General features: G+C 70.6%; 12 protein-coding genes and 1 pseudogene. 9 read left to right on the top strand and 4 right to left on the bottom strand.

Annotated features, from left to right (window positions below):
* Nucleotides 1–75: 75 nt before the first annotated feature.
* The 3 genes from IH68_RS0127150 to IH68_RS0127140 are packed head-to-tail and all read left to right on the top strand — an operon-like array spanning nt 76 to nt 3,346.
* Nucleotides 76–1,449 (top strand): extracellular solute-binding protein, encoded by a 1,374-nt coding sequence (locus IH68_RS0127150; protein ID WP_030939980.1) that lies wholly within the window; start codon nt 76–78, stop codon nt 1,447–1,449.
* A 2-nt stretch (nt 1,450–1,451) separates the two neighbouring features.
* Nucleotides 1,452–2,471 carry a carbohydrate ABC transporter permease gene (locus IH68_RS0127145; protein WP_030939977.1) on the top strand — a complete coding sequence of 340 codons (1,020 nt, stop codon included), beginning with the start codon at nt 1,452–1,454 and terminating at the stop codon, nt 2,469–2,471.
* Complete coding sequence (locus IH68_RS0127140; RefSeq protein WP_030939976.1) at nt 2,468–3,346, top strand: carbohydrate ABC transporter permease; 879 nt, start codon at nt 2,468–2,470, stop codon at nt 3,344–3,346. The genes IH68_RS0127145 and IH68_RS0127140 overlap by 4 nt, the downstream gene beginning before the upstream one ends.
* On the opposite strand, the gene IH68_RS0127135 is transcribed toward IH68_RS0127140, so the two are convergent.
* Together IH68_RS0127135 and IH68_RS0127130 are read right to left on the bottom strand one after the other, a co-directional pair.
* A complete protein-coding gene (locus tag IH68_RS0127135; protein ID WP_107057538.1) occupies nt 3,336–5,597 on the bottom strand; it encodes a glycoside hydrolase family 3 N-terminal domain-containing protein in 2,262 nt (753 codons plus the stop codon). The two genes, IH68_RS0127140 and IH68_RS0127135, sit on opposite strands and share 11 nt — an antisense overlap.
* Before the next feature lie 50 nt (nt 5,598–5,647).
* Entirely contained in the window at nt 5,648–6,703 is a 1,056-nt protein-coding gene (locus IH68_RS0127130) for an N-acetylglucosamine kinase (RefSeq protein ID WP_051833774.1), read from the bottom strand.
* A gap of 8 nt (nt 6,704–6,711) precedes the next feature.
* Between IH68_RS0127130 and IH68_RS0127125 the strand changes: the two genes are divergently transcribed.
* A complete protein-coding gene (locus IH68_RS0127125) occupies nt 6,712–7,998 on the top strand; it encodes a glycoside hydrolase 5 family protein (RefSeq protein ID WP_030939970.1) in 1,287 nt (428 codons plus the stop codon).
* A gap of 107 nt (nt 7,999–8,105) precedes the next feature.
* Here the strand turns inward: IH68_RS0127125 and nagZ are convergent, their stop codons facing one another.
* Nucleotides 8,106–9,596, bottom strand: a complete 1,491-nt coding sequence (gene nagZ / locus IH68_RS0127120; protein ID WP_234341611.1) for a beta-N-acetylhexosaminidase — start codon at nt 9,594–9,596, stop codon at nt 8,106–8,108.
* Nucleotides 9,597–9,752: 156 nt separating this feature from the next.
* Here nagZ and IH68_RS0127115 point away from each other — a divergent pair, with 156 nt between their 5' ends.
* From IH68_RS0127115 to IH68_RS0127100, 4 genes are all read left to right on the top strand, one after another.
* Nucleotides 9,753–10,772, top strand: a complete 1,020-nt coding sequence (locus IH68_RS0127115; protein WP_030939967.1) for a lysylphosphatidylglycerol synthase transmembrane domain-containing protein — start codon at nt 9,753–9,755, stop codon at nt 10,770–10,772.
* A gap of 304 nt (nt 10,773–11,076) precedes the next feature.
* Nucleotides 11,077–11,772 carry an HAD family hydrolase gene (locus IH68_RS50200; protein WP_159403730.1) on the top strand — a complete coding sequence of 232 codons (696 nt, stop codon included), beginning with the start codon at nt 11,077–11,079 and terminating at the stop codon, nt 11,770–11,772.
* 86 nt (nt 11,773–11,858) lie between these two features.
* A complete protein-coding gene (locus IH68_RS0127105; protein WP_420719010.1) occupies nt 11,859–13,094 on the top strand; it encodes a hypothetical protein in 1,236 nt (411 codons plus the stop codon).
* Between the two features lie 100 nt (nt 13,095–13,194).
* Complete coding sequence (locus IH68_RS0127100; protein ID WP_030939963.1) at nt 13,195–13,734, top strand: hypothetical protein; 540 nt, start codon at nt 13,195–13,197, stop codon at nt 13,732–13,734.
* A 5-nt stretch (nt 13,735–13,739) separates the two neighbouring features.
* Here IH68_RS0127100 and IH68_RS0127095 read toward each other — a convergent pair.
* Nucleotides 13,740–13,946, bottom strand: a pseudogene (locus IH68_RS0127095) (peptide-methionine (R)-S-oxide reductase); the annotation flags it as partial.
* A 693-nt stretch (nt 13,947–14,639) separates the two neighbouring features.
* On the opposite strand from IH68_RS0127095, the gene IH68_RS0127090 reads away from it, so the two are divergent.
* Nucleotides 14,640–15,842, top strand: a complete 1,203-nt coding sequence (locus IH68_RS0127090; RefSeq protein ID WP_324607686.1) for a DUF6236 family protein — start codon at nt 14,640–14,642, stop codon at nt 15,840–15,842.
* Nucleotides 15,843–16,137 lie beyond the last annotated feature (295 nt).

The raw sequence follows: 16,137 nt of genomic DNA, 5'->3' as shown, positions 1-16,137 counted from the left end.
GGTCCACCTTTTCATCAATCGGAGTCGAAGTTGGTTGATTGAACCAGCCTCTCGGCTGGTCCCAGGAGGGTGGACATGCGCGCTGGAAGACTCACCGCATCCGTGGCGGGAATCATCGCCCTGACGCTGACGGCGGCCGGCTGCGGCCTGTCCGGCGGCTCCGGCGGCGGGGACGGCACCGCCGGGGGCTGCAAGGTGGACAAGGGCAACGTCGGCTCGGGCAGGCTGACGGGTGACGTCAAGGGACAGATCACCTTCCAGACGACGAACCTGAAGAAAGACTTCGGGGGCTTCTTCAACGGAGTGATCAAGTCCTTCGAGAAGGCCCACCCCGGCGCCGAGGTCAAGTGGATCGACGACCCGGGCGACAACACCTTCACCCAGCGCACCGTCGCCGACGCCCAGGCCTGTACGTTGCCGGACGTCATCAACGTCAACGCCCCGACCGCGACCGCCCTCACCAAGGCCGGCTACCTGCTCGACCTGAGCGTGAAGGACCCGCAGGTCGCGAAGCCGTTCGTCCCGTCGTTCTGGAAGTCCGCCACCTTCAAGGACGCCTCCGGGAAGGCCCTCCACACCACCCTCCCCTGGTACACCGGCGGCGTCCTGCTGACGTACAACAAGGCCCTGCTGAACAAGGCGGGCATCGACCCGGCGAAGCCGCCGACGACGCTCTTCGGACTGTTCGCCGACTACGAGAAGATCGCCAAGGCGGGCAAGGGCAAGTTCTACGCGACGATGGCCAACCCGATCTGGCGGATCCCGGCGGACTTCGACCAGATGAACATCAAGACGCTGTCCGCGGACGGCAAATCCGCGGTCTTCGCCAATGATCCGAGGACTACCCAGTGGGTGGCCTGGATGGCGAAGCTGTACAAGGAGGGCGCGATGCCGAAGGACTCGCTGTCCTCCAGCAACGACCCGTCGACGCTGTACAGCCAGGGCAAGGTCGCCTACGGCTCGACGAACCCGAGTTTCGTGCGCTTCGTGAAGCAGAACAGCCCCTCGATCTACGACAGGACGGCTGTCGGCCAGCAGCCCTATGACGCGCTCGGCCGCGCCTCCGCCGGCGCCCCCCAGTACATATCGGTCGCCGCGACCAGCAAGCACGCACCCGTGGCGCTCGCCTTCGCCGAGTACCTGACCAACGCCGAGAACCAGACGGCCTGGTGCAAGGACCCGAACGTGGTGATCTTCCCGACGACCACGGACTCGCTGAACGACCCGTTCTTCCAGAACGTCACCGGGAGCGACCCGTTCTCCCAGGCCCGCAAGCTCGTCGCCGACCAGCTCAAGACGGCCGACACCAACCAGACGAACCTCTCCCCGGCCGTGCAGAACGCGATCGTGGCGCAGGTGCAGCTGGCCATGCAGGGCAAGAAGAGCCCCGAGCAGGCCGTCAAGGACGCCCAGGCGAAGGCCGACGACCTGCTGAAGCAGGCGGGCTGAGCGTGGCGACCGAGACCGCTGAGCCGGTGATCGTGCCTGGTACGGAGCGCACTGCCGCCGTGCCGGGCACGGCCCCGTCCCGTATCCGCCGCCTCGTCCGGGCCGTGCTGCCCGGCCCCGTGCCGGGCGCCAACGGCGCGGCGCTGTACCGCCGTTGGTGGCTGCCCTGGCTGTGGACCGCGCCAGCGATCGTGTGCGCGGTGGTGTTCGGGGTGTTCCCGTTCCTCAACACCGTCATCCTGTCGTTCACGAACGCCAAGCCGCTCGGCGGCGCCGCAAGCTTCGTCGGGCTGGACAACTACACCCGGATGCTGGACGACTCGGACTTCTGGCTGGCCACTCGCAACAGCGTCCTGTACGCCGTCATCGTCGTCCCGCTGATGGTGCTGCTGCCGCTGATGCTGGCCGTGCTGGTGGAGAGGAACCTGCCCGGCATCGGCTTCTTCCGCTCCGCCTTCTACACGCCCGTCCTCGCCTCCAGCGTGGTCGTGGGCCTGAGCTGGCAGTGGCTGCTGGCCGACGACGGGCTGGTCAACACCTGGCTGCAGAAGGCCCACTTGATCAGGTCCGCCGTCCCCTTTCTCTCCGACTCCTGGCTCATCCTCTTCTCCGCGATGGGCCTGACGCTGTGGAAGGGACTCGGCTGGTACATGATCTTCTACCTGGCCGCGCTCGGGAACGTGCCGAAGGAGCTCCACGAGGCGGCGCAGATGGACGGCGCCGGCGCGGTCCGCCGCTTCTGGCACATCACCGTGCCGGGCGTGCGCCAGGCGATGATGCTGGTCGGCACGCTCACCGGCATCGGCTGCCTGAGGGTGTTCACCGAGATCTTCATGCTGGGCAGCTCCACCGGCGGCCCCGGCGGCGCCGACCGCACCCTGCCCTTCTACATCCGCGACGTCGGTCTGGACCCGATCACCGGCAACGCCGGCTACGGCTCCGCGGTCAGCGTCGCCCTGTTCGTACTCACCCTCGGCCTGACCCTGCTCGCGCAGCGCCTGACGAAGGAGGACGAGGCATGACGACCGCCGTCGACAAGCCCCGGCGGCTGATGCCGCGCTGGCGGGAGTACGGCCGCCCCCGCGAACTGGTCGTCCGCTACCTGCTGCTGCTCCTCGTGCTGGGCATCACGGTCGGCCCGCTGGTCTGGCAGTTCCTGGCCTCGCTCAAGGGCGTCGGGGAGGACGTCTTCGGCGCGGACGCCTCGCTGCTGCCGCACCACCCGACCCTGCGGGCCTACCGCGAGGTCTTCGACCAGGTGCCGGTCGCCACGTACATCCGCAACAGCCTGATCGTGGTCGTCCTGTCCGTCACCAGCCAGCTGGTGTTCTCCACCACGGCCGGCTACATGCTCTCCAAGCCCGGCTGGAAGGGCCGCAAGGCGGTCTGGGTGGTGCTGGTCGCCTCCATGATGTTCCCCTTCGAGTCGATCATGGTGTCGCTGTTCCTGAGCATCCGCGACCTGGGCCTGGTCGACAACCTGGCGGGCGTGTGGCTGCCCGGGTTCGTCGGCGCCATCAACGTCCTGCTGATGCGCGGCGCGTTCCTGGCCGTACCGCGCGAGATCGAGGACTCGGCGATGCTCGACGGCGCGAACGAGTGGCAGCGGTTCAGGTACCTGTATCTGCCGTCCGCGTGGGGCGCGATCATGGTGGTCACCATCAACACCTTCATCAGCGCCTGGGACGACTTCCTCTGGCCGCTGATCGTGCTCCGCTCGGAGAGCCACATGACGCTGACGCTGGGCCTGTCCCGGCTGCAGAGCTCGTCGTTCGGCTACGACCAGCGGGTGGTCATGGCCGGTTCGGTGATCTCCGTCATCCCGGTGCTTGTGCTGTTCGTGATCACCCAGCGCTGGTTCTACAAGGGCGTCTCGGCGGGAGCCGTCAAGCTCTGACGTCCAGTACGGCGGGTACGGCGGTGAGCGCGGCCCGCGCGGACTCGGCGACCCGGATCTCCACGGTCCTGGTCCCGGCGAGTCGGTCCCTGTCGAGCGGCAAGGTGACCGAACGGCACTCGCCGGGCACCAGGTCGACACCCTCGAACGCGAACAGTTCGAGGGTGCGCGGCCAGGTGGACGTGATCAGGCGCCGCAGATAGACCTGCACGACGGTACGGCCCTGCCGCGCACCGGTGTTGGTGACGTCGACCGTGACGGTGTGCCCGTCCGTGCGCGGCGGGCCGTACGCGAAGCTCGTGTACGACAGCCCGTGCCCGAAGGAGTACAGCGGCTCGGCGCTCTCGTCCACGTAGCCGCCGTACTCGGTGTCCTTGTGGTTGTAGTGGACGGGGAGCTGGGCCGCCGAGCGGGGCATCGAGACGGGGAGCCGGCCGACGGGTGCCGCGTGTCCGAGCAGTACCTCGGCGATCGCGTCGCCGCCCCAGGGGCCCGGGTACCAGGCGGTGAGCAGGGCGGCCGCGGTCTCGGGCACGATGTGCGGGCGGCCCTGGACGAGGACGACGACGGTCGGTGTGCCCGTCGCCACGACGGCGCCCAGGAGGACGTACTGCGCCCTGCCCAGCCGCAGTCCGGCGAGGTCGACGCCTTCGCCACAGGTCATCTCCGAAACGGCCGTGAGTGCGGCCCCGTTGGCGGCGAAGTCCGTCTCGGGGCTGCGGGCGCTGCTGCCGCCCAGCACCAGCACGGCGACGTCGGAGGCGGCGGCCGCGGCGACCGCCTCGGGGATGCCGGAGAGGTCGCCTCCGGTGAGCGCGCAGCCGCGGGCGTGCCGGATGTCGGTGCCGGGCGGTGCGAGCTTGCGAAGCCCGTCGAGGACGCTGCTGCCGGTGCGCTGCGGGGCGGTGTAGTCGCCCGACTGGTGGGCGGAGGTGGCGGACTGGGGTCCCAGGACGGCGATACGGGAGACGGTGGCCGGGATCGGGAGGGCGCCGCCGTTGTCGTGGAGGAGGGTGACCGAGGCACGCGCGAGGGCGGTGCTCAGGGCGCGGCCCTGCTGGGCGGACGGCAACTCGCCCCCGCCGTAGGGGCGTTCGAAGAGTCCGAGGCGGAACTTCAGGCGCAGCACGCGGGCGACGGCGGCGTCGAGGCCGGACTCCTCGACGAGTCCCTTCTCCACTGCCTCCTCCAGATGCGTGAAGCCCTCGTCCCACAGGCTCAGGTCGACCCCGGCGTTGAGGGCGAGGGCGCCGGCGGAGACCTTGTCGCCGGTGATGCGGGCCAGCCGGTCCACGGCCAGCCCGTCGGCCATGACCAGCCCGTCGAACCCCCAGCTCTCCCGCAGCAGACCGGTGAGCAGGGCGCGGTTGCCGGAGCACGGCATCCCGTCGACCTCGTTGTACGCGGCCATGACGGCGGCGGCTCCGGCGCGGACGCCCGCGCGGGCGGCAAGGAGGTGGATCTCGTCCAGCTCCCTCCATCCGAGCTCCGACTCGGCGGAGTTGCGGCCGCCGACGGTGGCTCCCTGCCCGGCGAAGTGCTTGAGGACGACGGGTGCGCTGTCGTCGGCGAAGAACTCGGCGGGCTCCCCCTGCATGCCGCGCACAAGTGCCTCCGTCAGCCTGGCGGCGAGGTACGGGTCCTCGCCGAAGCACTCCTCGGTGCGGCCCCAGCGGGGATCGCGCGCGATGTCGAGCGCCGAGACCAGGGCCAAGTGGCCACCACGGGCGCGGAGTTCGGCGGCGGCGTGGGCGGCGGCGCGCTCGTACAGCTCGGGGTCCCAGGTGGCGCCGACCGCCAGGTTGACGGGCAGGACGGTGCCGTCCAGGGCCATGTGGCCGTGCGGCACCTCCTCGACGAACAAGGCGGGTATGCCGAGCCGGCTGCGCTCGAGAACGTGCCGCTGCACCAGCTCCGCGAGGGCGGCGCTGTCCTGGCCGCCGGGCCCACTGCCGTGGTCGACACCGGACCAGGCGTCGGCACGCATCAGCCCGTAGAGAGCACCGAGCCCTTCGAAACGGTCGGTCTCGGCGTACAGGGCGTCGGTGAGTTCGTAGCCACCGTCGGGCGTACGGCGGTAGGCGTCCCAGCCGTACATCCGCTGGTTGAGCTGACCGGCCTTCTCGCGGAGGGTCATACGGGCGAGGAGGTCATGGACGCGGGCGTCGAGGGGGGCCGTCGGATCGCGGTAGAGGGGGCGGTCCCGGTGGCTGCGTTCGGCACGGTCGGCCGCTGGTTCCGGAGTCGGCATGCGGCCGTTCCTTTCGTTTGGGCAGTCGGACGAGGAGGTCGCGTGGGCAGTCAGACGAGGAGGCGGGCGAGGGCCACGGCGCCCCCGCAGCCGTCAGCCACCCAGTCGAGGGTGAGTCCGAGGTGGTTCCGGAGCGCGGCGGTCAGGGGTGCCGTCAGGGGGCCGTCGGGGCCGAGCAGACCACCGGTGGCGACGACACGTTCCCCGGGACGGGGCTCCAACGCCCTGATGGTGTCGGTCAGCCGCGCCACCGCCTCGACGAGGATCGCCTCCGCCACGGGGTCCTTCTCCCGGGCCGACTCGGCGACCAGCGGGGCGAGCCGGGCGAGCCGGGTCGGGGGTTCGGCCATGACGGCGGGGAGCAGACGCATGCGGTAGGCCTCGCGGCGGGCGCGGGACCAGTCGGGGGCGCCTTCGTACGACTTCTCGGGAGCCCCGGAGCCGCCGTACGGCAGCACCTCGCCCGGTAGCCCCAGTGCCCGGCCCACCGTCACCGCCAGCGCCGTCGCCCCGCCCCGACCGTCCGCCATCCGCAGGGCGGCCCTGACCGCCTCCCGGCCGATCCAGAAGCCGCTGCCGTCGTCGCCGAGGAGCCAGCCGTCGCCGTCGACGGTGGCCGTGCAGCGGCGGCCGGTGATGCGCATGGCGACCGCTCCCGTGCCGGCGACCAGGGCGAGGCCGTCGGCCGGGGCGCCGGGGGCGGAGGCGAAGGCCGCCTCGATGTCGCTGCTGATGCCGATCGAGCCGGTGGCGATGCCGACCCGGCGGAGGGCGGCGGTCAGGGCGGTGAGCGCATTGAGGCGGCCCGGGTCGTCCTCCGTCGCCCCCGTGGCGCCCGCGAAACCGCCGGCCACCGCCGCGACACGGCCTCGCGCGGACGCCGGCACCGCCTGGGCGACGGCCTCGGCGAGGTGGTCGGTGAGCCGGGGCAGCGGGACGGTGAGGGCGTTGCCCGGACCGGCGGAGCCCTCGCCGAGCACGCGGCCGTCCGCCGCGGCGGCGAGGACCGCTCGGGTGCGGGTGCCGCCGGCGTCGAGGCCTACCACCAGTTCCGGTTCACCGGAGTTCCGATTACCGCCGGACTCCTGGTTGAAATCGTTATTCATCATCGACCATGGTGGTTGATACATTCAGCGAGGACAAGCCCCCGACCCCGGAGGGTCGGCGACCCGAGGAGGATCCCATCCCTACGCTCCGCTTCGGCGTCAACTACACGCCCCGCCGTGGCTGGTTCCACGCCTGGCACGACTTCGACCCGCAGCACGCCCGCGAGGACCTGGCCCAGATCGCCGGGCTGGGCCTCGACCACATCCGCGTCTTTCACCTCTGGCCGCTGCTCCAGCCCAACCGCACCCTCATCCGCACCGCCGCCGTCGACCAGCTGGCACAACTCGTCGACCTGGCGGCCGAGGCGGGCCTCGACGTCATGGTGGACGGCGTACAGGGCCATCTGTCCGGCTTCGACTTCTACCCGGAGTGGACCCGCAGCTGGCACCACCGCAACGTCTTCACCGACCCGGAGGCCGTCCAGGCCCAGGCGGAGCTGCTGCGCACGCTCGCCCGCGCCCTCGCCGGCCGCCCGAACCTCATCGGCCTCCAGCTCGGCAACGAACTCAACAACCTGGTCGAGCACAACCCGGTGACGGCGACCGAGGTCGACCACTACCTCGACACGCTGCTGGCGGCCGCTCGCGAGGGCCTGCGCCCCGGGCAGCTGGCCACGCACTCCGCGTACGACGCCGCCTGGTACGGCGACGACCACCCGTTCACGCCCGAGGCCTCGGCCCGCAAGGGCGACGTGACGACCGTCCACCCCTGGGTGTTCTCCGCCGACTGCGCCCGCCGCTACGGGCCCGGCTCCTTCGAGGTGCAGCACCTCGCCGAGTACGGCACGGAACTCGCGAAGGCCTACGCCGACGATCCGTCCCGCCCCGTCTGGGTCCAGGAGACGGGCGCCCCCGAACCGCACATCCCGGCGGCCGACGCCCCGGACTTCGCCCGCGCCACGGTCCTCAACGCGGCCGACTGTGAAGGCCTTTGGGGAGTGACCTGGTGGTGCTCCCACGACGTGGACCGCTCACTGTCCGACTATCCGGAGCTGGAGTACACCCTGGGTCTCTTCGACTCCACGGGCCGCCCCAAGCCGATCGCCACCGCCCTCGCCGACACGATCGCCGAACTGCGCGCGAATCCTGTCTCCCCCCGACCGCGCACCACCGGCCTGGTGTTGGACTGCACGCCCTCGACCCGCTCCATCTCCGGCCCGGGCGGCACGTACTTCGATGCGTGGATGCGCCTGCGCATGCAGGGCGAGCGCCCAGCGGCACTACTGGCCGAACGGGCCGACGACCAGGCGTACTTGGCGACGCGGGGAATCACGCAGACCGTACAACTGCCGTAGGCCGCTGCGCCCCAAAGGGGCTCGGGGCTGTGTCGATATGCGGCTCCGCCGCGTGGGCGCGACCGGCCACAACGGCGCCGCAGACAACCAACGCCCCATCCCGGCACTCACAGCGAAGCGCTGAGCACCTCCGCCACCGCCCGCAGATTGACCCGCCCCCGACCGAACGAGCACAGATCGCCGCCCTCCGGCAGCCCGGTGTCCACGCGTACCGCGTCCGGACGCCGGGCCAGCAGGGCGTCACGGAAGCTCGCCTGCCAGGGATGGATCCCCGCGTCACACGTGGCGACAACCAGCGGCGAATCCGCGGCCAGGCGCAGGATGCCGTCGACCAGGGCACTCTGATCGCAGGGCTCCCCGCTCACCGCCGTACCGCTCGCCGTGGGGTCGAGGGGGCGCAGCTCGGTCAGGAGGTCCTCGCCACCCCAGTTGAGGGCGGGATGCGGGGGCGGGAAGAGGTCGACGACGTGGGCGCCGCGCACGGCACGCGGCAGGGCCCTGCTGCGCACGGCGCGCCGCGCCGCCTCCAGACCGGCCCCGGCGTCCCAGGCGGCCACCACCCCGGCGGGGGTCGCATACCGCTGGGCGAGCCGCCGCACCCGCCCGGCCGCCTCCCATATCCGCTCCTCGGACAGCCGGCCGGAGTCCACCGCGTCGAGCACCGCGTCCCGGCAGCCCAGCGTGACCTCCAGGTCCGGCACGGCGACGATCACCTGGTCCGCGCCCGCGGCGAGGGCTATGCGCGCCCCTGCCGCCTCGCCGTAGCGGTCGGCGATGGCCTTCATCTCCAGGGCGTCGCTGACCAGCACACCGTCGAAGCCGATCTCGTGGCGGAGCAGGTCGCCGAGGATGCGGCGGCTGAGGGTGGCGGGGCGGTTGGCGTCCAGTGCCGGATAGACGACGTGCGCGCTCATCAGCATGGGCACGCCCGCGGCGACGGCCGCGCGGAAGGGTTCCAGGTCGGCACGGAGTTCGTCGGACGGCCGCGGGTCGACGGCGAGGTCGTGGTGGCTGTCGGTCTCGGTGCCGCCGTGGCCGGGGAAGTGCTTGGCGCAGGAGGCAATGCCGCGGGCCTCGGTGGCGGTGATCCAGGCGTGCAGATGGCGGGCGGCGAGCCCGGGGTCGGCGCCGAAGGAGCGGGTGCGCACGATCGGGTTGTCCGCCCTGCGCTGGAGGTCGGCGACGGGTGCGTACGAGGCGGTGATGCCGAGGGTGGCGAGGTGACCGGCGAGGGCGTCGGCGCAGCGGGCCGTCAGGTTCGGGTCGTCGGCGACGCCGAGGGCGTACGAGCCGGGGACCTCGGGGGCGCCCGCGCCGACCAGGTGACCGATACCGCCGCCCTCGTTGTCGATGGCGACCAGCAGATCGGGGCGGATCGCCCGCAGTGCGTCGGTGAGCTCACGGACCTGCTCCGCGTCGCGCACGTTCCGGGTGAACAGGATGACGCCGCCCAGACCGCGGTCGATGAGCCGCTTGAGGGTGCCGGGGAAGGCCGTCGTGCCCTCGAAGCCGGCGACGAGACAGCGGTGGACCGCCTCGTCCAGGTCGGAGGAGACGGAGGACAGGGCCGGGCCCACGGACAGCTGCTCGGAGGTCACCCAATGGATTGTTCTGGCTTATTGATCCTGAAGTCAACACTTCATTGGATGAATGATTCATCGTCAGAGGACCGGGAGGGTGGCCGTCGCCCGCCCGCCCGCGCCCCGTAGGCTCCCGGACACCATGGCGTCACACCCGGCGGGAACGGTTCCGCCGTGTCCCTGCTCCCGCTCGACGACGCCCCCGGCCGGCTCCCCACCGGCCGCTCCCTCACCCCGCCCCCTGTCCGCTTCCGCGCCCGCGCCCCCCGCCTGCTCCGCAGCGCCCTGGTCACGCTCCCCCTGCTCCTGATCGGTGTGTGGGCGGCGGTCGACTGGCAGACCGCGTACAACGGCACCACACGGCTGGGTTCCGCCGACCCCTGGTGGCTGCTGGTCGCGCTGTTCTTCACCTGCCTGGGCTGGCTGTCCGCCCCTTGCATCCGCCAGGGCGCGCTGCCGGAACGACTCCCGGCCGGGCTGCTGATCGCCTCGCAGTTCGCCGCGGGCGCCGCCAACCACGTACTGCCGGCGAGTATCGGCGCCCACGCCGTCACCCTGCGCTTCCTGCAGGGCCGCGGCATACCCCTGGCCCGGGCCACCGCCTCGCTCGCCCTGTACTCGGCGGTCAAGCCGATCGCGAGGACGCTGGTGCTCCTCGTCTTCCTGGTGGCCTTCCCCGACCTGCTGCTCACCGGCAGACTCGTGCCGGACCAGCGGACGGCACTCCTGGTCGCCGGAGCCGTGACCCTCGCCCTCGCCGGCACGGCCGTGCTCGTGACGACCGTGCGACCGCTGCGCCGCCCCCTCCTCGACGCACTGCGCTGCGCCCTCACCGACGTACGGGTACTGCACACCCGGCCCGCGCGGATCCTCGCCCTGTGGGGCGGGGCGGCCGCCGCCCCGCTGATCCAGGCGAGCGTGCTCTTCGCGGTCGGGGCGGCGCTCGGTCTGTCGCTGTCCTGGGTGCAGGTCGCCTTCGCGTTCCTGGCCGCGAGTACGGCGGTCGGGGCCGTGCCCGCACCGGGCGGCATCGGGCCGGTGGACGCGGCGGTCGTGTTCGCCATGGTCGCGCTCGGCGCACCCATGGACCTGTCGGCGACCGCCGTCATCGGCTACCGCGTCCTGACGGTCTGGCTGCCGCTACTGCCGGGGGCGCTGGTGCTGTCGGCACTGGTGCAGCGGAAGGTGCTGTGAGGAGAGCGTCGGACTTCGGCCGTTCTGGCCGTTACGCGCGCCCGTCCGACCGGTCGGACGGGCGGGGTGGCAGCGCGGGCAAGCGTGTATCCGGCCGACCTGCAGGCGGGCGTCCGACCTGCACGGTTGCCTGCGAGGCGCTTCCCGAGGCCGGCGCGCCAAGCAGGGGCCGTACCGCCAGATGAGAAGGCAACGACGGCTTCCGGCCGGATCGGGCTGGCGCAATGCCGTCCACAGGCGACGACCGAAGTGACATCGAATGGTAACTCTGCGCTTCTGTATGTGTCAGATCCGTGCACGAAGCGTGCAGAAGATTCGTGCCCCTGCCCGTCCGCCGATTCCGCCCTGGAAGGACCTGACCATCAAGACCCGTCGCCCCTCCCCTGTGATCGCGTTCTTCGACGTGGACGAGACACTGCTCACCACCCCCGCCCGGTACGACTTCCTCCGCTACCGATTCGGCGAGACGCAATACGCCTACGAAGTGGACCAGTTGGGCGCCATGGCCGCACTCGGCATCGACCCTTCCGACCTGCTGCGGGCGTACTACCGTCTCTATGCGGGAACCTCGTCGGCCGAGCTGATGGAACAGGGGCGGCGCTGGTACGAGGAGGTCCGCCAGGGACGCCGAACAGGCCCGCCGTTCATCGCCCGGGCCCTGACCGCGCTCCGCGCCCACCAGGACGCCGGGCACCTCACCGCCCTGGTCTCCGAGGCGTTCACGCCCTGCCTGGCCCCGCTGCGCGAGGATCTCGGCGCCGACCTCGTCCTGTGCACCGAACCCGTCGTGGACAGCGAGGGGTGCCTGACCGGCGAGGTACGCCACCCGATGACGGCGGCGGCCAAGACCCGGGCCGTGGTCCGCGCCGCGGCCGAGCACGGCGCGGCACCCCTGGACTGCTTCGGCTACGGCACCCGCACCGACGGCCTCGGCCTGCTCGCCTCCGTCGGCAACCCCACCGTCGTCGACGCCCGTACGGCCCTCGTGTCCCTCGTCTAGGGCCTGGCTTCCGGCCCCGGACAGGCAACCCACAGCGCCGAGCCCCCCTCTACAGGGATGACCAGGCCCTAGGGGGAGGACGGAACGTGGGGAAGCGGAAGACGGTGACAGCCGTGCCCGGGGACGGGGCACGGATCGGCCGTATCGGCCGCTATCCGGTGCGCTGGCACAACGCCCTGCTGGCGCTGTGGACGACCGTCTGGTTCTTCGTGGCCGAACGCCACGGAGCCGTGTCCTGGCACTATCTGCGGGAAGGGCAGCAACTGCTCTTCCACCAGGTCCCCGGCGGCGGCCTCGCCCTCTACGCCAACCACCCGGATCTGCAGATCGGCCCGATCAGCTTCCTGGTCGCCGGGCTTTTCGCACCCTTCCCCGCCGAACTCGGCGAGAAGCTCGCCGACGCGTTCATGTCCGGCCTGGGCCTGTACATGCTGGTGCTGGTCGGACGCGCCGCCGCCGACCACTACCGGGGCACCGGACTCAACCACAAACGCCTCCAGCAGCGCGTACTGATCGCCGGAGCGGCCTTCATCCCCATGTGGGTGGAGGTCGCAGTGCGGTTCGCGCATCTGGACGACGTCCTGGCGCTGTTCTTCACCACCCTCGCCGTTCGTGCTCTGGTTCGCGGCAAGGCCACGGCCGTGGGCGTCTTCCTGGCCCTCGCGGTGGACTCCAAACCCTGGGCGGTCGGCTTCCTGCCCCTGCTGCTGGCGCTGCCGCGCCCCGCCCGCCTGCGCTCCGCCGCCTGGACCGTGGGCCTGGTGGCCGCCGCGTGGCTGCCCTTCTACCTCACCCACCTGGACACCCTCGCCGCCGCCCGCTTCACCATCCCGAACCAGCCCGCCTCGGCCCTGCGCTGGTTCGGCGTGCACGACGCCGCCACCCCCTGGTGGGACCGCCCCGCCCAGATGGCCCTCGGTATCGCCCTCGGCGCTCTCGCCGTCCGCCGGCAACGCTGGCCGGCCGTCGTGCTGCTCGCCGCCGACGCCCGCATCGTCCTGGACCCGAGCGTGTACACGTACTACAACGCCTCGGTCCTCCTCGGCACCCTGATCTGGGACTCGATCGGCCAGCGCCGTCTGGTCCCCTGGGTCAGCTGGCTCGCCCTCATCTCCCTGTACGGCAGCGCCCTGCTCGTCCCCTCGGACTCCGTCCAGGGCCTCATCCGCCTGGCTTTCGCGGCCGGTTCCGCCGCCTACGTCCTCTGGTGGCCCCAACGCCCGCCCCGCAGCAGACGCCATGGGCGCAGGGCACAGGGCCGCCCACACCCCGTGATCCCGCAAAGCCGTCGTGCGGAGTCGGACGCACCACAGAGCTGTTGACACGGTACCGCTGAACGGAAGCGGTGAGTCCGCGCCGCGGGCGGGCAGAACTCCCCCGAGGCGGACACCGACGCCTCAACACCGTGACGGGGGTGCTGACTTGACGGTCATCGTCGGCCTGGTCAATCGCAAGCGAGTACATCTGGCCGGAGACTCCGCAGGCAGTGACGGATATCGGCTCACCATCTGCCGCGACCCCAAGGTGTTCACCAACGGCCCCTACGTCCTCGGATACACCACCTCCTTCCGCATGGGGCAGTTGCTGCAGTACGCCCTCGATGCCCCGCACCCGGAAGGTGCCCTCTACCGCTTCATGGCCACGACCTTCGTCAACGCGGTCCGCACCTGCCTCAAGGACGGCGGCTGGGCGCGCAAGGAGTCCGAGCAGGAACAGGCCGGCAGCTTCCTCGTGGGCATCCACGGCCGGCTCTTCGCCATCCACGGCGACTACCAGGTCAGCGAGTCCGCCGACGGGTACGCCGCGGTCGGCTGTGGCGACGAGTACGCCCTCGGCGCCCTCCACGCCACCGCCGGCCTCGGCATGAAACCACGCGAACGCCTCACCACCGCCCTGCGTGCGGCCGACCACCACAGCGGCGCCGTCGCCGCCCCCTACACGTACGCCAAGACGGCGGACTAGGACGGTCAGCCCTCGTCAGCGGCCAGACGCAGGGAAATGGAGTTGATGCAGTACCGCTGGTCCGTGGGCGTCTGATACCCCTCGCCCTCGAAGACGTGCCCGAGATGCGACCCGCACCGCGCGCACCGCACCTCGGTCCGCACCATGCCGTGCGAGCGGTCCTCGATCAGCTCGACCGCGTCGGTGTCCTTCGGGTCGTAGAAGGACGGCCAGCAGGTCTTCAAACACCCGGCGGCGGCCGCCTAGGCGCAAGGTCAGCGGCTCCTCCTGCGCCGCATGGGCACGGGAACCGTAAGCGCCATCATCCGGTACGAGGTCCTCGAGCGTCGCGATCTGACGCTCGAGTGCTTGACGTTCTCCACGTTGTTGACGGGGCGATCCGCTGGACGGTGACAGCCAGAGGATCGGCAACGAGAACCGCCTTCCGCTCACGCAGCACTTCTACGACTACGGCCTGGAGCAATCCAAGCCGCTGATAGCGGATGTCTAGGTCGGTGCGATCCGGCTCTCCGAGTTCCGACCGGAGGTAGGCCTAGATGAGGACGGTTGGAGTCTGAGCGGCTCCCGGGACCGTACCGTCCTATGGGATCCAGCTCGCTCCCGCGTGACCGGGCAGACGGCCGGACCGGCCTTTGGTCGCCAGTTGGAACGCCGACTTGTACGACAGGGCACCCCACGCATCGGTGATCAGATTGTGCCAGCAGCTCACGGTCGTCTCCGTTCCAGGGACGAGGGCGGCGCAGCCCGAGGCTCAGGGGTGACGCCGGGAGATGCCGCATACGCCTCCGCGCCGGGTGAGATGCTGGTGATCTCGATCGCGATCGTCCAGGGGAGGGACCTGATCCGTGCAGCGCATCGGCCTGTACTACCCGTACATCCACTGCCGCGACGAACAGTGAGTCAAGCTGACCGCCCTGTACTGGCCGCACCTCGCCCGGGTAGTCCCGGCGGGCTATCCGGTCGCCGACTCAGACACCGCGGCGGCCCTCAACGACAAACTCGACTTCATGATCACTACTCGGCCGGACGCCGCGGCCAGGGCGATAGCGCCGCTCTTCCTGGATCTACTCCGGGAACACGGAGCCGCACTCGAGGCTGAGCACGGCATCCAGCAGGCCGCCGAAGACAGCGAGTTCAGTGTCACGGCCGAGCCCGGCCCTGACTGGGAGCCTGGAGAGACCATCGGCGTTCTGCCGCGGAGCAGCCTCGCCGGACTCCACGAGGACGAGGTCGCGCCCGAGCTGAGGAATGCTCTCGTCGACGCCGGCCTTGCACTGAACACCGAGCGAAGCCGGTTCGCCCAGCAGTTCTTGGTCCACAGAACACTCGCTCAGAACTCCTGGACCCATGCAACATCCGAGATCAGGTGGATCGCCATGCGACCCACCCTTGCGTGGATCTACAAGTGCGTCCTGACGGAGGAGCTGGCCGGACGCAGCCGCTACATCCCGCTCACCGACCAGGCTGCTTCCCATGGCATCTACGGCTGGGACTCCGATCGTCTTGCTCAGGCCCTGCTGGATCCGCGCTCCTCCGTGCCGACCGCGGATGAGGACCTCACCGAGGCGATCGGTCTGATGTCGATATGTCTCGTAGTGCCAGACAACCTCGACGCCGTACCGGTGAAGAAGATCATCCAGCTACGCGAGGGGCACAAAGCCGAGTTCCAAGCCTTCGCCAACGCGGTAAGCACCGCGGCTGCGGAATTCCGTGACTCCTTCGGGGCCATCGAGGATCCCGACGCCCGCCAGAAGTACCTGAGCCTCAAGGTAGCCGAGACGTTCGAGACGCCACTGGAGGAACTCCGCAAGGCCATGCGCGGACTGAAGATGGACACAGCCTTCAGCGCCATGAGCTCGAAATTCGAGCTGGGCACCGCGGCCACCGTTGCTCTCGGCAGCATCCCGGCCGGTCAGCCGCTTGTGACGGCAGGTGCGGTGGCTCTCGGCCTGACCGCGCTCCGCCCCAACGCCGCCCAGGTACGTGACGCCCAGATGCGTACGACACCGGGCGCGTATCTGCTTCGGGCGGAGCGCGATCTTCAGCCACAAGAACTCCATCAGCGCGTGATGCGTGGTATCGGCAGGTTTGTTGGGTGTTCGACGTGAAGGTGATCGGCGGTCTGCTGATGTCTTGCCCGAGGCCTTCGCGGTGTCGATCGCCGCGACCCGTTCCACCAGGTCTTCAGCTCTGCTGATCTCTTCGGGTTCCGCCAACGGTCCCACCCCACTTCCACGATCATGCCGACGGGCGGCGGCTGCCCGTGGAGCGGGAGGGGACACGAGATTCTGAACGGCGTGCTCACAGCAACAGGGCACAGCCCCTCAAGCCAGCTCCGGCATCAGACTGTTTCGCGGGATCGACCCCCCAAGGCACTACCGACGTCGACGGGCAGCCGCCAAC

Origin of the sequence: Streptomyces sp. NRRL S-646 (assembly GCF_000720765.1) — a bacterium.
Classification (GTDB): domain Bacteria; phylum Actinomycetota; class Actinomycetes; order Streptomycetales; family Streptomycetaceae; genus Streptomyces.
Note: the sequence above shows the minus strand (reverse complement) of the source record. Positions and strands in the feature narration are given on the sequence as shown.